17 protein-coding genes are annotated in these 17,498 nt (G+C 58.5%); all 17 read right to left on the reverse strand.

The genetic code is table 11. The annotated features are described in order from the left end of the window. Positions 1-85: 85 nt before the first annotated feature. The gene (locus IT444_07455) at positions 86-1,000 is read right to left on the reverse strand and encodes a type II secretion system F family protein (protein ID MCC7192602.1); all 915 of its coding nucleotides are present in this window, start codon (positions 998-1,000) and stop codon (positions 86-88) included. Beyond that, positions 1,000-1,851, reverse strand: coding sequence for a type II secretion system F family protein (locus tag IT444_07460; protein MCC7192603.1), 852 nt, complete (start codon positions 1,849-1,851; stop codon positions 1,000-1,002). Before IT444_07460 ends, IT444_07455 begins: the two co-directional genes overlap by 1 nt. A gap of 16 nt (positions 1,852-1,867) precedes the next feature. Further along, positions 1,868-3,733: a Flp pilus assembly complex ATPase component TadA gene (gene tadA / locus IT444_07465; GenBank protein ID MCC7192604.1), complete on the reverse strand. Its 1,866-nt coding sequence runs from the start codon at positions 3,731-3,733 to the stop codon at positions 1,868-1,870. Between the two features lie 245 nt (positions 3,734-3,978). Then, positions 3,979-4,839, reverse strand: a complete 861-nt coding sequence (locus IT444_07470) for a class I SAM-dependent methyltransferase (protein MCC7192605.1) — start codon at positions 4,837-4,839, stop codon at positions 3,979-3,981. Positions 4,840-5,135: 296 nt separating this feature from the next. After that, positions 5,136-5,951: a Flp pilus assembly protein CpaB gene (gene cpaB, locus IT444_07475; GenBank protein ID MCC7192606.1), complete on the reverse strand. Its 816-nt coding sequence runs from the start codon at positions 5,949-5,951 to the stop codon at positions 5,136-5,138. 22 nt (positions 5,952-5,973) lie between these two features. Further along, the gene (locus IT444_07480) at positions 5,974-6,717 is read right to left on the reverse strand and encodes a hypothetical protein (GenBank protein ID MCC7192607.1); all 744 of its coding nucleotides are present in this window, start codon (positions 6,715-6,717) and stop codon (positions 5,974-5,976) included. A 33-nt stretch (positions 6,718-6,750) separates the two neighbouring features. Continuing rightward, complete coding sequence (locus IT444_07485; protein MCC7192608.1) at positions 6,751-7,431, reverse strand: pilus assembly protein; 681 nt, start codon at positions 7,429-7,431, stop codon at positions 6,751-6,753. Positions 7,432-7,439: 8 nt separating this feature from the next. After that, positions 7,440-9,701, reverse strand: coding sequence for a hypothetical protein (locus tag IT444_07490; protein MCC7192609.1), 2,262 nt, complete (start codon positions 9,699-9,701; stop codon positions 7,440-7,442). Between the two features lie 2 nt (positions 9,702-9,703). Then, on the reverse strand, positions 9,704-12,238 hold the full coding sequence (locus tag IT444_07495; protein ID MCC7192610.1) for a protein kinase: 2,535 nt from the start codon (positions 12,236-12,238) through the stop codon (positions 9,704-9,706). A 19-nt stretch (positions 12,239-12,257) separates the two neighbouring features. Beyond that, positions 12,258-13,136: a pilus assembly protein gene (locus IT444_07500; GenBank protein ID MCC7192611.1), complete on the reverse strand. Its 879-nt coding sequence runs from the start codon at positions 13,134-13,136 to the stop codon at positions 12,258-12,260. Between the two features lie 12 nt (positions 13,137-13,148). Continuing rightward, the gene (locus IT444_07505; protein MCC7192612.1) at positions 13,149-13,709 is read right to left on the reverse strand and encodes a prepilin peptidase; all 561 of its coding nucleotides are present in this window, start codon (positions 13,707-13,709) and stop codon (positions 13,149-13,151) included. Positions 13,710-13,768: 59 nt separating this feature from the next. Beyond that, positions 13,769-13,978 (reverse strand): hypothetical protein, encoded by a 210-nt coding sequence (locus IT444_07510; protein ID MCC7192613.1) that lies wholly within the window; start codon positions 13,976-13,978, stop codon positions 13,769-13,771. 40 nt (positions 13,979-14,018) lie between these two features. After that, the gene (locus IT444_07515; GenBank protein MCC7192614.1) at positions 14,019-14,222 is read right to left on the reverse strand and encodes a hypothetical protein; all 204 of its coding nucleotides are present in this window, start codon (positions 14,220-14,222) and stop codon (positions 14,019-14,021) included. A gap of 41 nt (positions 14,223-14,263) precedes the next feature. Then, positions 14,264-15,370, reverse strand: coding sequence for a CpaF family protein (locus IT444_07520; GenBank protein MCC7192615.1), 1,107 nt, complete (start codon positions 15,368-15,370; stop codon positions 14,264-14,266). A 27-nt stretch (positions 15,371-15,397) separates the two neighbouring features. Then, a complete protein-coding gene (locus tag IT444_07525; protein MCC7192616.1) occupies positions 15,398-15,805 on the reverse strand; it encodes a YraN family protein in 408 nt (135 codons plus the stop codon). A gap of 26 nt (positions 15,806-15,831) precedes the next feature. Next, positions 15,832-17,151, reverse strand: a complete 1,320-nt coding sequence (locus IT444_07530; protein MCC7192617.1) for a peptidyl-prolyl cis-trans isomerase — start codon at positions 17,149-17,151, stop codon at positions 15,832-15,834. Positions 17,152-17,195: 44 nt separating this feature from the next. After that, positions 17,196-17,480, reverse strand: a complete 285-nt coding sequence (locus IT444_07535; protein MCC7192618.1) for an acylphosphatase — start codon at positions 17,478-17,480, stop codon at positions 17,196-17,198. Positions 17,481-17,498: the final 18 nt, after the last annotated feature.

Consider the following 17,498-nt stretch of genomic DNA (forward strand, 5'->3'; position numbering starts at 1 on the left):
AAAGCCGGGGGATGTATGTTAAAGGTCGAGGGATACGCCATTGAAGCCAGGCCCCGATGCCGGTAAGCCTCGTGGTTCTTTAATCCTACGATAGCGTGCCGGTGGTGTAATAGCGGATCGCCATCGGCGCCATCATGATTAAAGCCACGGCAATGAGGATCAGCATCAGCGGCAGCAGGATTCGCAGACTCGCCGAGGCTGCGAGTTTTTCCGCGCGGACGCTGCGCTGCATGCGGAGCATCCCCGACTGGCTCTTGAGGATCGTTGCCAGCGGCGTGCCGAGCAACTCCGCCTGATTAACCGCACCGACGATGGACCGCAGCGAGTCGAGCGGGATTCGTTCAGCGAGATTGGTAAGGGCCTGTGCCCGTGAACTGCCAAAGGTGATTTCCGCCTGTACGAGACGAAGCTCCTGGTTGAAGTCGTCATCCGGTGCATCGCGGATGATGGTTTCGATCGCTTCCTGAAACGTGCTGCCCGCAGCCATCGTCAGAGCTACGAGGTCGAGCGTGTAGGGGAGTTGTTTGCTGATGCGCAACATCCGTGAGCGGGCCGCGCTGCGGAGCGTGAGAATCGGAGCCATAAAACCCAGCATGCCGGTAATCAGGATCGTGATGGGTTCGAGATAGCCCATCAATACAATCGTGATCAATCCGCCTACGCCCATCATGAGGGCGCCGCAGACGATGCAGATGGCGATGTATTCCTCGACGCTGTAACCGTTGGAGTTCCCTGCTGCATTCAGATTACGACGGATCGAGGCACGCACGCTGGAGATGTTGAATCGCTGCGCCGTCGCCAGTGCCAGGCTCATTACCGGAGCAAAGAGCGGCTGCTCAAACGCGGTATTACGCACGTCTGCGCCGACAGCGGCGGCGATCCGCCGATGGATCGGTGGTTCCGTTGGTACCGGATAACGAAAGACCGAAAAGATCAACAGCGATACCGACACAAAGATCAGCAGGTGCAGCGTGAGTTCAACAGGAGGGATTGACGGCATCAGATGTCCACCTCCATGATCCGGCGAATCCAGGCGAACGCGGTCACCAGCAATGCGACGATCAGCACCAATACGATCCGGCCGGACTGTTCGGTGAACAGCAGCACGAAATTATCCGGCTCGATGGCGTAGAGCATGCCCACGATCGCCAGGAGCACAACGATCATGAACCTCGCCTGCATTCGTCCCTGAGCCGTCAGCGCGTCGAGCTTGCCCTCGAGACGCTGGATTTCACGGACACTGTCCGCAATGCGATCGAGGCTTTCCCCGCTGTCACCGCCGCGGATCCTGTGCATTTCCAACGCGGTGAACAGAAGCCGATAGTTACTTGAACCGATGCGGTTAGCGGTGTTGCGCATGGCGCGGTTGAGATCAAGCCCCATCTGATATTCACGGAGCAGTTGGGCGAACTCCTGCCGGATCGGGCCGACGGAATTTTGCACGAGCAGTTCCATAGCTTGGATGAGGTTAAGCCCCGCCCGCACACCGGAGGCGAGCGTGGTGACGCCGCCGACAAGCTGCTCATCGAGTCGGGTGCGGCGTTTCTCTGCCAGATAGTGAATGGTGACGTTGGGAATCATCATGCCCAAAATCGCACCGATGATGAACCAGAGGATTCCGCCGACGATGTAACCCACGATGACGCTGCTGGCGACGATGATTCCCGCCCACAACGCCACCGCCAGTCGCGGCTCGATTTCCAGCAGCAGGTCATGATTCAACACGCTGTCGAACATCCGCTCCTGACGGGCAAGCAGTTGACGCAGCACCGGCCAACCGAAGCGCACGAGCATCGCCACGCTCACAAAGAGCAGGATGGAGATGCCGATGAATTCGCCGACGTTATCCACGGTGCCTCGTCGTTGATTACAGAAAGACTCCGATATCGATCGTGCCTTTGGCGATCATTTCTTCAGCAAAAGTCGGGATATAACCCGTGTGTCGCAGGCGCGGTTGCTCCGGATCACGCAACACGAAAATATCTTCCAGCCGTATCTGGTTAGTCTCGCGGTCGATCTCCGTCACCTCGGAAATATGGGTCACACGCCGGCCGCCAGCGGGGAAACGGGCGATCTGCACGACGATGTCAATCGCGGACACGATCTGCTCACGGATCGCCCGCACGGGCATATCCACGGCCATCAGTACGAGAGTCTCCAGCCGTTGCATCGCGTCGGCGGGGTTGTTCGAGTGAAGCGTCGATAGCGAGCCGTCGTGGCCGGTATTCATCGCCTGGAGCATATCCAGTGCCTCCGGGCCGCGAACCTCGCCGACGATCACTCGGTCGGGTCTCATTCGCAGAGCGTTGCGGACGAGATCTTTGATGGTGTAGGCACCTCGACCTTCGATGTTCGCAGGCCGTCCCTCAAGCGCGACGACGTGCGGCTGGGGCAGGCGCAGCTCCGCAGACTCCTCGATGGTCACGATCCGCTCATTGGGTCGGGCGTACGCAGAAAGCGTATTGAGCAGCGTGGTCTTACCGGAGCCCGTGCCGCCGGAGATCACGATATTTTTGCGGCCGATGACGCAGCCCTGAAGAAAAGCCGCACATGGCTCGCTCAGAGAGCCACGCTCGATGAGGTCGTCGATTGTGAAGGGAATCCATCCAAACTTGCGAATGGTGAGGCAGGGACCGACCAGCGACAGCGGCGAGATAATCACGTTTACTCGGCTGCCGTCGGCGAGACGGGCATCCACCAGCGGGGTTGAGTGATCCACGCGGCGACCGACAGGAGTAATGATCCGCTCGATGATCGACAGCAGGACTTCATCGGAGAAAAAACTGCGCGTCGTCGGCTGAATCACGCCGTTCTTTTCGACGTAAATCCGGTCCTTACCCACGACCATGATTTCACTGACATTGGCCATCTCCAGCAGGTCCTGGAGCGGGCCAAGCCCGAGCATGATGTCCTGGATATCCTTCGAGACGGCGCGGCGGACGATGTAGCGGCGCAGCTCCCGCGTAATCGTCGGATAAGTCTGCTTGAAAAGATCGTCAAAACTCTCCTCCGCCAGGGCCAGATCGTCGGTGACGGTGGTCGCGTCGAAGAGCAGCGGCATCATGTCCACGATCGAGGCTACCAGTTCCGTGATCGACTTTTCGTGGAAGGGATCGAGCAGGCGTTCATCGACGGGGTGATAGTCCGTTTGGACTTTGCCCTGACATTGCCTGACGACTTCAGCGATGACCTGCCGATGGAGCTGAACATGACCCCCATGTTCCAGCAGGGCGTCATCGAGGTCCGTGATTCGCCGCGAGAGTAACTGATCGAGATGTTCGAGAATCTGGCTGACGTAGGCTTTGTCGCTCTTATTGAGGTGGCCGGTGACGCGGAGATTCATCCGCTCCAGAAGCTCGGTATGCACCTCCTGCTCGAAGGCCATGAGTTTCGCCTGTAACTCGGCACGGCGACCGCTTTCGGAGCTTTGCTCACGGGCTCCGGGTCTGACGAGTGCGATGGAGTATTGGGCGATCTGGATTTCATCGCCGAAGTCGAGCCGCATCGGCTGGCCGGCCATGACTTCGCGGTTGGCGACGCGGGTGCCGCTGCGCCCGACATTTTCGACGAAAAGCTGATTACCCTTGCGGATAATGCGGGCGTGCTTGCGCGCCACGAATGGACTTTTAAGCACGACGTTGCATGAGTCATCGCGGCCGATCACGATCGGCTCCGCGTCCACGCGCAGCGTCTGGCGTGTATTGTTCGATTGGTCGTAGAGCCAAAGTTCCATCAGTAATTCAACTTCAGATTACCGGAAACAAAATTACTTAGTCAGCCGATGGTCCCGTGATTGATGTTCCGGTCCATGGCTGCCGAGGTCAACCGCGAAGCGCCTCGCCTCAGCGGGCAATCCCATCAGGTCTTCACTTTATTCGATTTACAGGCGGGAGAGGAACTCTTCGGCCTGTAATCGGTGATGTCGGCGAGGTTGGGTGCTCGGTTTCGTCAGCTTTTCGTGGTTCCAACCCCCGGCAGTTATGAGGCGGCAGGATTAAACGAGGCATGGGCGATGTGGAGATCGTCATAAACGTTTTTCGCATTCATTTCCTTTTCATAGACCACAAAGGTATGAGAGTCTATTAGTATTTTCGGGCTGTTATTAAGACTTAACTGTTCATGGTAAACTTTAGCTTTGGTACTATTGATGACTTTAGTATTCCTCTTCATACACTTTTTATAAGTAATATAGGAAGATAGAAGAATAAGAGGATAAAACAGAATAAGAAGGAATAGCGAAGTTTTATTGATCCGTGTAAAAATAACACGGTCTATCTTGAATCCGGTCAACTTCCCGATGACGCGCAATTTCTGGATGCCCGTCAGGAAAATGTGGCCGTAATAGATTTCGTCATTCAGCGACTTTTGCGACAGCCAAACGGAGTCGAGTTCGTTCGGCGGCATCAAGTGGTTCAACCCCTCGCATTCAAACAGAAAATAGCCAAGTTTTGCTTTTAAGTTTGTATAGCTGGGTGTGGTGATGATTAATTTTCCGCCCGGTTTGAGCAGTCTGTTGAACTCACGATATGCACGGAATTGATCGGAAAAATGTTCCACCCCTTCCTGGCAAATGATGAAGTCGGCGTAAGCGTCCGGCAATGGTATCCGATCCAGAATGTCAGCTCTGGTGCAGGGAATATCCTTGAGAACAAAATACTCAGGGAACAAATCAAATGCCTCGACCTTGGCTCCTAGTTCAAGCAGTATTTCAGACGTGACACCGCTGCCGGCAGCCAGATCGAGAACTACCGCGCCATTCAAGTCATTTTTGATACTGTTAAGATATCGCTTAACGTGGTATTTGGGACTCTTTGGATTATTGACATGCGGATCTATCATGTTTTCGCCTTTTCAGAAATGATGTCTGATAGAAATGGAAACGCCTCATTACTGAGCAGAAGACGAAAACAACATCTGTCGGATTCAGCAATGAATGGAAACGACCGCAGCAGAGCAAGCCCAGACATTGTGTAAGGAACAAGTCGGTCTGAGCTTGCTTTATGTACGCTTAAGGCTGCTGCCCATCGCAAAGACATGTCGCTCCCCGGAAAGTGGGCACGAAACCAACGAAATCATCTATCCCGATTTAGATTGTAACTCCTCGTATTTCTATCTCTTGCCAATGATGCCGTGGATTATCGCTTCGGAGCAGGCGGTTCGCCCAGTTTGATTCGCAGTAAATCCATGACTGCGGGGTTGATGCCTGAATCCCCGCTGGGCGGCGGGATCTTGACATATTTGGTGTCGCCCGGATTACGGATCTGAATCTCGAAATCGCCTGCGGCCAGTCGTTCGATCATCGCCAGATTGGTGGCGTCCTGCGGGGTAACTTCGATGGTGATGGTGTGATAGCTCGACGGCGCACGGGACGGGCCAGACGAATCATCCGCGCCGACCACCTGCGTCCCGACCGCAATGACTTTGACGCGCTCGAGAACGGGGAGGATCGTCGGCAGCGCGCCGCCGGTCTGAAACGGAGCCTCGATGTCAACCCACATCCCTGCACGGAGCATGCCGGAGATTGTTCGGCTGTTCACGGGCAGCGAAACGCGGCGCATGTTGGGTGTGATATCGATATCAAGTTCACGGGTATCCGTAGGCGGCTGAAAGTCCTCACGACGGAGGATGGATCCCGCGCTGACGCTGCGCTGCACTTGTTTGTTAACGTCGCCAAGCCAATCACTTTCGTTGACCGCGCCGATGTTGTGAAAACTCTGCTCAAACCGCTGCGGGAGGGTCACGACGTTGACATCGCGTTCTTTGATGCGTTCGCCGGTCCGCATGGCGCGAGTGAGGATGTAAGCTTTGAACGAGGTCTCATTTTCCGCACGGCGGACGCCCTGGATGTAGAAGTAATTGAGTACCACCGCGGCCAGACCAAGTGCGATGGCCACGATGACGAGCTTTGCGCCTCCCAGCGATGGCGGGTGGGGGGTATTGGCTTGAGTCATGTGAGATTAAGTCTCCTGGGGCCTACCGCTGCGGCGGGTTGTGCATAGCGTACCGCAACCAGAGGACGATGCGACAGCCTTCGGGGGTGGCGCTGGTTCGCACGACCAGCAACTGATATCGCGGCGAGCCGGCGGGTGACGGCTCGCTGTTCGGTTGCGTCCGAACAAAAATCCGGTTCGAATTAGACATATCCTCACCCGTGGGCTCTACCGGCGCATCATGGGAAAAAAGCGGACCATGCCGATTGGTATTGCTCAGCAGAGTAAAGCCGGCGCGTACGGCTGCGTTTTCATAATGAGTCATGGCGTCGCTGGTTTCGACACCTGATAAATCCCAGACCACGATCTCCTCAGTGATGGGCGAGGCGTTACGCCGCAGGCCGGAGATGCGATGGGCTTTGATCAGATCATCCTCTGGAAAGGGAGACAAGCCCGCCGGCTCGGTTTGGATGATTTCATCGCCGGGCTGGAGATTGAGGATGGCATTGTTGTCACCCTGCGCTTCCGCAGTGTCGATCGCATCGAGGATGCTGCGCGGGTTCATCGGTCCCGCTCGCCAGCCGGGGTTCGTGTCGGACAACCGTGTGTACGGCTGAGTGGCAGGCTCCGGCGGGATCGGGGGTAATGGTTCGATGAGCTGCTGATAACCCAGATATGCCGCCAGGAGCAAAATGAAAGTCAGCGCGATCGCCATTGTCATCAGTGCGGCGCGGCGCGGCGGCTTTTCGGATTCAACGGACGGTTTGGTGGGAATCGGTGGCTTCACAAAAATCTCAGAGACCTCAAAAATTACACAGCGTCAGGGAACGATAGCGGGACCGGCATAACCCGGCTGGACCGACAGCAGATTCAGCGTGGACGCAGCCAGGACATTGCGATCGCGGTACGGCCCAAGCTCACCCTCAAACCGCTGGAAGAAAACTTCCCGCATGGCGGTGCGATTATCGGCACGGGGTGAAGCAGGATCCCAGCGATCCACGCTCCAGCCGTTCACATACGCCCAGTCGTGGCTGGTCCGCGTGTGCTTGTGGAAAATCGGCCCTTCAAGAAAACTCAAATAGTCCTGACGCAGAAGCGGCGTGGTGGAGAATCCCGCACCGATCCCATGCGGCAGGCGGGACAGCAGAGACTGCGCCAGGTCCTGCGTGTCCTGTGTTACCGAGGACGCATTGATCCAGCCTCGCGGAGCGTTGTCAGGCAGCGGATCAGGATCGATGGGGACGATGGCCTGTGCGTTACCTCCGAAAAAGGAATCGTTGAGCTGATCGTTATCATCGCCTGCGCGAGGGAAGCTCGGTGTCGCGTAGGCAGCAGTGCGCCAGGCCTCATACCGGTCCATCACCTGCGCCCGCTGGACACGCACCATCGCCCGTCCGAAAAAAATCAGCAGCGCGAGAATGAACGCGAGAAACGGCAAAACCAGCACAAGCTCTGTCGTGGCTGTTCCGCGAAACCGTCTTGAGGAATTGATGGTTTTCATCTCTGGTTCTAGTGATTCAGCATGACGGGTGCCAGGGGGGCTATGTTCGTAAAGTATTGCCTCAATTCATCCACATCGGTCGGCGAGAGTACGGACGAATCGTAATCGCTGCCGAACTCATTGACCCATCGGTTGAAACCTGAAACAGGAGCCAGCCGGGCACGCCACATCTGGGTCCACAGATCCCACGAGTGATCGTTGAAAACTTCCGCCTGTGCAATGGCGACCATGTTGGGCCAGGGCTTGCCGCCGTCGAATTTACTCGGCCAGTCAGGAGCGCGATCGCCACGGCGTCCGACGCCCAGATAGGTGAGGTATTGCTGCCGTGCAGCTGTGTTGTTGGTCGATGGGAGCCGCGAAGGATCGAGGTCGATTGGCGCAGGAGCACTGCGGGCGGAGCGATTAAAACCTTCGTAAGGATTTCGGACGATGTTTCCCGGCCCCACGTTGATGCCGACGAACAGGAAATAGCGCGTGCGGTAGTAGCGTTGCGCCCGATAGACCGGCCTGCCGTTGGCGTCCGTGCCGGTCTGGATCGGCACCAACCCGATTTCGGGATACCCGCCGTGGATGTATCGTCCCGCAGGTACGTTGGGGTTGGTTTCGTAAGCGATCGTCTCCTTCCACGATCGGCGTGATGACGCGGACACTCTGCGCCAGACGGCGACTTCACCGGGAATATTGCTGCGTGCAAAACCACCCGGCGGACCGGACTCCGGATCCTGCCAGTGGGGACCGCGATCGTTCAGATCGTCGCGGATGCGTCCGGGCGGTGTGTACCTGGCCTGCAATCGGCCGTTGCGGATGTACCACGTCGGAAGATTCCCGTTGGGAAGACGATCCATGCCGCGGTACTGCTCAGATTCCAGAAACGGATTGTTTTCCCCGCTGTGATAAAGGTCGAGTTCCATGAACATCGTCTCATGGACATCAGCGAGGTGATGCTGCGCGTACTCATAGGCTGTATGACATTCACGCTCCGAGCACAACGGCACGGTCTGGCCCGCTGCGTCCAGTTTCATTCGCGTATCGTCAGGATCGCCGGCAGAGAAGCCGGGAATCTGATCGTTGGCGGAGGCTTCGTTGTCACGTTCGACGTCCACTTCCCAGTCTGTCTCATACAGGCTGCCGAAGGGATCGTTGACATATCCATCGTAGGACGGCCAGAGATACCGGAGCTTGACGTTGGCGACTCGGCGGAGCTGGTAGGGCAAGCTGCCGAAAAGCGTGTTCCGGTACTGCTGCAGAAGCCAGTCGTGCGGACCATAAACGCGATAGCCGGAAGGAGGCCTGCCTTCGGAGCCGGGGGACCAGCCGGGTGGATCAGCCAGGTAATCGCGCGGTCGCTGCGGATCGCTGCCATCCGTGATGCGCCAGCCGTACACGGTGTCGTACGGGCCTCGGTTGGTGATTTTGTTATCGCGGGCGGTCGGCAGCAGCCCTTGCAGCACCGGGCGACGAAAATCGTCAAAGCTGCCGCGCACCGTCGGCACCTGAGGCACCAGCGGAGCCACCAGTGCCGCACCGTCGCTGGACAGATTGATCTCGCCTGCATCAATGGCGTTGAGCTGCGCCAGCAAGCCGATGTTCTCAAGGGTCACCTGGCTCAAGTTGTCCAGCGCATACATGGCGCGCCACGCCTGTCCCGGCCCGCCGCTTGGTGCTCGGAAATAGGTGACTTCGGTAATGATCTCGGGTCGATTCTTGAAAAGGTTGTTCAACTCATCGAGCTGGCTGAAGTCGGTTCCGCGTGCCGCCCCCATCGGGGTGCCCAGCATGTTTCGCGCCCGCACCAGTTCACGACGGTACACGTCGTCAGCCACGCCTGCGCGGAGCTGATGATCGATCGCCAGATACATCGCCGACTCATCGCCCAGCAGCGTCTCCGAGGCGTCCTTATAGGAAAGGTCAATGGCCAGAGGCACAGAATCGAGAATATTGATTGTTGCGATCAGTCGCGCCATTTCGACGTTGTTCATCGAAACGACATTCAGCGAGCGGGCCACCCAGTCGGCCCCGCCCATCGCGGCGGCATCGGCTGCGTTCTGCGTCACGACCCGACGATTAACCTGTCTGCCGAGATTGATGACGTAAAACACCAGCCCCACGAGCAGCAGCATCGCCAGGAGCACCAGCACCATGACCACGCCGCGCTGTCGGGCGTGGGCCGTCGTCGGACGCCGCATAGCACCTTCGCGGCGATAGCGAGCCAATCCCGCGGCAGAGTGCGGCTTGACCATGCTGTCGGCGATTGGCGATCGGCGATCCATCGTCATTTCTCCGAGTCTTTGGGCGGGTCCGCTTTGTCCACCTCGGCCATCAGTTGCCGCACTTCGTCATTCATTCGTGTCCGTGCGATCGTCTGGAGCAGACTGCGCGCTCCGCTCCAGTTTTCAGTAGCCATGAATCGTTTGGTTCTCGCGATGAGCTGGGCGTATTCAGTGTCGTCGATCTTGGCACGGACCTCTTTGGTGTCCGCGATTTCACGCGCACGGAGATATTCAAACTTGGCGTCATCGAGGTTGCTTTCTCTGGCGAAGGCGTCGCCGGCGTCGATGTGCTTCTGATACTCCGCACGGCGGCCAAGCGATTCGCCGATTTTTTTAGCCTCCGGATCGTTGCTTTCGATCTTCCGCGCCTCGGCCAGTGCAGCCCTCGCCTGATCGTATTGCCCCTGAGTCATGTAGTCTTTGGATTGCTTGACGTAAAACCGGACGCGGGCTGCGCGTTTATCAGCCTCGATGGCCGGATCGGGTCCGAAGCGCAGAGCGTTGTCGAATTGACTGATGGCTGTTTCAAAGTCACCGGCACTCACTGCCGCCTTCGCCGCCGCGAGGAAGGCCGATTTCTGGTTGGCGGTTTCGATGCTCTTGAGTTCCGCAGCCGCTTCAGGGTTCTCCACCTTGAGTGCCTGAATGAACTTGGCGCGGGCTTCATCGAGTTTGCCCGCCCGCTTTAGCTCACGACCCTCTCTCAGTGCCAGATCGCTGCGGATGTGATCGATCCGATCCTTGAGCTTCGCATCCTGACGGATCCCCATTGCACGGCGGTAGGCGGCAATCGCCTCCTGCGGTTTGTTGGCGTCCTCGGCTTTGCGTGCTTCCGCGACTGTCTGATCAAAGGTCCGATCCTCTTTCAACTGATCGAGCAGTTGGTTGACCGCACCGCTTGAAAACGTCCGCTTGGAATCTTCCAGCAGTTTGATCGCTCCGTCACGGTTGTCCTGTGCGGTGAGCTTGTTGGCCCGTGCGATCAGGTTTGTAACGCGGGCGCGGGCGTCCTGATCTTCGTTTCGCTCCGCCAGACCATCGAGAATCCGCAGTTCCGCTTCAGTAGGTCGGGTTGCCCGCAGGTCGGCAATCTGTTGCCTCGCATCAGCGTATTTACCTTCGGTGATGAGCTTGTCGATCTGATTGCGGATGTTGGCAAAGGCGGCAGCGTTCGACGCCTGTGTCATTAACTGGCGAAGCGTATCGCGGTCTTTGGCAAACACCGCAGCCTTATCCGCTTCTTCAAAGGCGTCACGGGCTTTTTCAAACTGCTTAGCCTCAAAAAACAGGTGGCCGGAACAACGTATCGCCCACGCTTTCGCGTCACGGTCGAGCGTCGGGTCATTCGGCCAGGCCTGGGCGAGCATGGTGAACTTCTCCTCGGCTGCGCGGTAATCCTTTCGAGCGTAGTCGGCCTGTGCATCACGGTAAATCAACAGCGCGTTATTCCGCGCCTGCGTGACCGCGGATTTTTTCTGCTGTGCGCGATAGAGGAAGTATCCGCCGCCGCCGATCAGTTGGAGAAGAATGATGCCCACGAGAATCGGCACAAGCAGGCTGCGCTTGGGCAGGGGGGCCGTCGGATTGGCGGACGCGGTTGGGGAGGGTGAAACCCGTGGCGCCCGGATTTCCGGCTCGCTGGAGACAGCGAAATGCCGCCGTATCGCTTCAAGCAATTCCGTCGCGGACTGTATGCGCGAGGCAGGATCTTTTTCCATCAGCCTGCCCACCAGATCGCTGAGCGTCGCCGAAATTTTCGGATTGATCTCACGAAGCGGCGGAGCTTTGGCGCGGAGATTCGTATGCCACTTCATCCATCGCAGCGACTGGTTTCGCTGATCGCGCAGCACGATCCTGAAGGCTTCCTCAAACGCATCCCGACCGGCGAGCATTTCGTAGGCGATCATTCCCAGTGCGTACAGATCAGCCCGCCGATCCACCGGCTCCTCACGGAACAGCTCAGGAGCCATGTAACGCACCGATCCGAGCGACATCGCATCCTGCTCAGCCACGAGTGTCGCCAGCCCGAAATCGGTCACTTTCAGCCCGCCATTGCGAGGCAGGAGCAGGTTCGCGGGTTTCAGATCGCGGTGAATGACATCCGCGGCATGAATCGCTTCGAGACCCAGCGCAGCCGCCCCGACTATTCCCAGCGCCTGCCGCTCGTCCATCGGCTTGCGGTTGGTTGCCAGGATTTGCTCAAGCGATGGACCATCGACATATTCCATGACGATGAACAGGCCGCGGTTATCCTCGATGACATCAAACACGCGGACCAGATGCTTATGCGTCTGCCCCAGCCGTTTCTGCGTCTGCACTTCACGGCGAAAACGCTCGCGCAGCTCGCCGTCGTCCTGGTTTCCTGATCGGTCGGGGAGAATCTGCTTGATCGCGACATGACGATCGAGCAGCTTGTCGTACGCTTTCCAGACGATGGACATGCCCCCGGCGCCGATCTGTTCGATGATCTCAAACTTGTCGATGCGATCACCGCGTTGCAGTTGCGGGGGGGCGGGATTTTGAGCATTGGCGGTCATGACGGCAGGGCGAACTCCGTTAAGGTCGGCGTGGGTACGTAGGCGGGATGATCCAATCGACGATTCCTTCATTCGTCAGCGTGTACTGGGCGGCTACCGTACTGTAACGATTGCCGCCGCGAGCTTCGTCGAGTCGTCCATCCGCGAAAATCATTCCTATATAAGGCACCGCGAGGTTCTGCTGATGTTCGACGCGAATGGTGATGGGGTCGCGAGGCCGGACGACGATGAGCGAACCCTCCGCCATTTCACGAGGCACGATCCGGTCGTCACGGAGTATGGTCTCGATCATGGCGATGCGGGTGTTGGCGTCGGCGTAACGCAGGCGATCCCCAAGCTGGTTGTCAATCCAGGCCGGCGGTTGTCGGCCGTAGAGCGAGTAGTACTGGGTCATCGCCGTGGTGAAACTGTCAGCGTCCACCGTGTCCCGCACGCGCAGCCGACCGGCGACCGGCACGAGAGCGAATATCGCTGCCCGACGGATTGCGGAATACTTCGGCGATTCGTCATCAAGCACGATGGTGTTGGGTATTTCGGGATAGCCCTGATCGGACGGGATATAGACGATGGCGCTGCGCGTCGCGGCGAAGGCTGCATAGTGAGTGAATACGTTGGCTCCCATCAGCAGCGTGGTCTGCGCCAGGGTCAGGACAAGAAAAAGAATGATCGGGAGGATGAGGACAAACTCAAGCGTAGCCGTGCCGTCGGCATTGCGTATGAGCGTCGGTCGGTCAATCTTTCGCTGCCGTCCCATACGCCACGCGGCACGCATCAGGAGGGGAAGTAGTGCGACGCAGAGCAGCGCGATGATGGCGCACGCTGCCGCCTGCCGTGACAGCAAAGCCTCCCACCAACGCCAGGGGGCGGTATCCGCGAGGATCAGGCTCGTGTAGCTCATCACAGGCGGTCCTTACCAAGCCGACCAGGGCACCGGAATTTTCAAGAGGTGCTCGGCTGCAGCGAGCAATCCTCCGAGACAAATCGCCACACCAAATGGTACCCGCGGACTGTCGGTAGGAATATCCGGTTTTACCCGTGCCGCGGCAGTCAGGGCAGCCCCCAGCAACCGCTGGAAGGTCCGCTTGAAAAGTCCGTACCGGATCATGAAGTAAATCGCGATGAGAACACCGACGATCAAAGCGTAAATCAGCGTACCCAGAACGCAGACGAGGTTCGCGGTCCAGGCGCCGACCAGCGCGACGAGTTTGACGTCTCCGCCGCCCATGCCGCCCGCCAGAAAAATGGCGAACATCACGCCGAACCCCATCAGCATCGCCAGGGTGGAATCGCGTAAGCCATCAAGAGCACCGGAGCGTCCGGCGGTCAATGCCCCGGCAATCGTCCAGTATGCGATCCCTGCAATGAGACCCGGATAGGTCAACTTATTTGGAATCTTGCCGCTGCGCAGGTCAGAGACCGCGGCAGCGATCAACAGCACGGCCATCAAACCGAATGCGACCGGATTCGCCATGCGGGGTGGTTTCGGTAGGCGCCATCGTCAGGCGCGGGCAGCCGTCAGGCGGCCTCGCTTTAGTTCGGAGTCGTCGGCGGGGTGTCGGCGTCGCTCTTGACGCTCTCGTAGCTTCCGCTGACCCATTCCGAAATCTTGTTGCGGAAGACGACCAGAACAAAGAGCAGCGGCAGCACGATCGCGCCGATGATCAGAAACTTTTCCAATCCTTCGGCTCCCTGCTCCGAACGGTGAAGCCTCAGCATCGAGTCGCGTAGATTCCTGAGCATCGCGGATTCCTTTCGTAGCCTCTCTAAAGGGTGGGATCGTTCACGGGAACGGCAACGCATTGAGCGTGGTCATCATCCGGTAGTACTCCACCAGTGTATTGAGCATCATGGTGAAGATCGCGTAAGCCGGCAGCGCGACAACCGCCAGCAGCAACGCCCATTCGAGCGTCGCCGCACCCTGTTCATCGGTCAGCACCGCAAGCGGGCTTTTCCGTTGGTCGGGGGCAGGCGGCTGGTCGGGCATGTGTTTCATTTTATCCATGAACAGGCGGTCGGGCAGTGGTTTTAAGTCTCAAAAATCGGTCGGGTCAGGTCCGTCAGGAGCGAGGCCTCGTCCGGACGAAGCCGCCCACTCATAGCTGAACGTGCCCCGGTCCAGGTTAATTGCAGGTCTTTACCCTCTTTTGCACCGGATTTTGACTGCAAAACGAAGAGGTCTTTCATTCGATATCGGCCATCTTCACCCAGAGGGTCAATTTCCGTGATGTGCGTCACCAGCCGTCGCCCGCCGATATGACGGCTCATCTGCACCACCAGATCGATCGCGGACGAAACCTGTGCCCGCAGGGCGTGGAGGGGGAGTTCCACCTTACTCATCAGGGCCATGGTTTCCAGACGGTTGAGTGCATCGGCGGGGTTGTTGGCGTGGAGTGTACCCATCGAGCCGCCGTGACCGGAGGTCATCGCCTGAATCATGTCCAGCGCCTCACCGCCGCGAACCTCACCGATGATGATGCGATCGGGTCGCAATCGCAGGCTGGACTTGAAAAGGTCGCGGATCATCACCGCGCCGCGACCGTATCGGTCCGGCATACGGCTTTCCAGCGAAATCACGTGGTCCTGCTGCAACTGCAATTCCGCCGAATCCTCGATCACCACCACTCGTTGCCCGGAGGGAATGAATCCTGAAAGTGCGTTGAGCAGCGAGGTCTTACCCGAGCTGGTGCCGCCTGCGACGAGGAGATTACGCTCAGCCCGCACCGCGATGCGGAGGAACTGGCGTGCCTGCTCGGTGAGCGTGCCCAGTTCGACGAGCCAGTCGATGTCCAGGTTGGCCTTGGCGAACTTGCGGATCGTCACCGCGGTGCCAAAGCGGGCGCAAGGCGACTTGGCGACGTGAACGCGCGAGCCGTCGGGCAGCCGGGTATCCACCAGCGGCTGATCGTCGTTGAGACTTTTCCCCGTGAACTGGAGGATGTTGTTGACCGCCGCCTCGTAAGCCTCCTGATCGGCAAACCGGGCGGGAGTTTTGACAAGCCGTCCGTCACGCTCGATGAAAATCTCATCGCTGCGGTTGATCATCACCTCGGTGATCGCCGTATCGCCCAGGTACTCGCGGATCGGCGCCAAGTAGTGAGCGACGGTGGCCTCAAAGATCGATTGAGTGCTCATCTGTTAGTCAAGGATACCCGCTGAAACTCATCCCCGCGACTCAAACGCCCCGACATGATGCCGCACGCGAGGATCACCGCGGCTGGTTATGTCGATGCCGATCACGTCAAACCGGACAGGGCGGTCAACCCATCCGTAGTGCCTGACGAGGTGACCCGCCAGCGCGGTGAGTTTGCGTTCCTTGGCGGCGTTGACATGCATCTCCGGAAGGGGGGCACTGTGATCGCCCGATCCTGATTTCACTTCGACGATCACAATGGTTCGACCATCCGGTGCCTCGGCAAGCAGGTCAATCTCACCCATCGGAAGGCGAAGATTTTTTGCCAGGATGGTGTACCGCTGCTTTCGCAGATGGCGTGCTGCGATCCGCTCCCCGCGCTGGCCGAGTGTTCCCCGTGAGGGCAGGCGATCCAGCAGACGCAGAAGCCAACCCATGCAGTGCGCCTTGTGAGTTCGTGAATCTACTCCGGCAGGGCGTAACGGCTGATCGCCACCTCCAGCAGCGAGTCGACCATCTCGTTGAGCGGATTGTAGCTGCCCTGTTCACGCAGCCGTTCCTGATAGCGGGCTGACAAATAGCGGAAACGCTGTGAGCGGAGCAATTCCTCGATTTCGAGCTGCACTTCGCGGAGCGGACGGCCTTTACCCTCCTGGCGCGACTCGTAGAAGATCCACCAGTCGTTGTTACCCGCTTTGATTTGCGGGCTGTATTGGCCGGGCTGGAGTTTTGCGAGTGCTTCGTTGAGAGGTTCGAGGCCGAACAGCTTTTCCTCGCCGCCAGTGTCATCCATCACTCCGCCCTTGTCGGGCAGGTATCGGTTGAGCCGCGAATTGGATGCGAGGTCTTTGAACGGCGTGCCCTCTGCCAGCGCTTCCTTCACACGTTCAGCCGCATCACTGCTGACAGCTCGCAGGATGCGCAGCGTGCGACCGGCGGGCGGGTTGTATTCCTTATAGTGATCCGAGTAATAACGCTCAATGTCTTTTCGTGTCACGTTAATCTTGGGCAATAGCTTCTGGCGCAGGTAACGCTGCACGACGATCTTTTGTCGGCGTTCGGTCATTAACTGATCGACACCCTTGCCCTGGTGCTCACGCAGTCGGATGTCTGCCAGTTTTTCGGACCCTTCTCCCCAGAACCGCACGATGTCCTGACGCTGGAGCTTGAGGATATTCTGGAGTCCAGCCTGTTCCATGGGGGATAAGTCGCGCTCTGCCTCGCCGAGAATGAGTGAGTCGAGCAGCATTTCATCAAGACGCTTGGCGATCAGTTCCTTGGCGCGCATCTTGAAAACCACGCGAGGTTCACGCCGTCCGATCGCGGCAAGCTGATCGCTGATCGGTTCAAAGACGCTCGAAGCGTACATCGGTTGGCCGTTGACCTGACCGACCATCGCGTCAAGCGTGTAAACCTCATCCCCCGGCCGCGTCGCCGCCGGTCTGCTGGCTGCGACGACAACGGGCTTGGGCAATTTGCTCAGCGCCTTTTCGACGGCGCGTTCGCCGGTTTCATTGTCGTCGGTGCGTGCCGTTGCATCGCGCAGGTCTCGTGCCAGCTTGGCGTCTTCAGCGGATTGTCCCTCCGCAGCGTGCGAAGTCTCCGCACCTTGTATCTGCGATGCCGTCTTTGCCGTCACCGGCCGTCTCGTCGGTGTGCCTACGAAGTCCGATGGCCGAACCGTGCGTGTGCGGGTCGATCCGCTGCCGTCAAACCACGAGCAGGCGCCCGCAAACAGGCATAGTGACGCAGCCGCCGGAAGCATCAGGGAGCGAAATTTCATGGGCGTCAGTGTAACCATCTACGCGAGGGCGCGAAATGAGCCGTTCATCGGCGGATGGTCAACGGGTCGATCCCCGGCCGGCCGAACTCTCCCGTCGCGGATTCCTCATGCAACTGCCGCTGATGGATGTTTGCCGCCATCTGTCGGCCAAGCTCCGACAGAAAAGCATCGAGAGCTTCACGCGCTCCTTCGGCGATGAGACGCACGCGGCCGTCACTGAGATTTTCGACGATCCCCGACACGTCATGTCGCCGTGCAATCTCCGTCGTGCGGTAACGGAATCCGACCCCCTGGACGCGACCAGCGAAATGGACGGTGTAGCGGATCATCAATCCGGTCGTGACTCC

It is taken from the genome of Phycisphaeraceae bacterium, from assembly GCA_020851465.1.
Taxonomy (GTDB): domain Bacteria; phylum Planctomycetota; class Phycisphaerae; order Phycisphaerales; family Phycisphaeraceae; genus JADZCR01.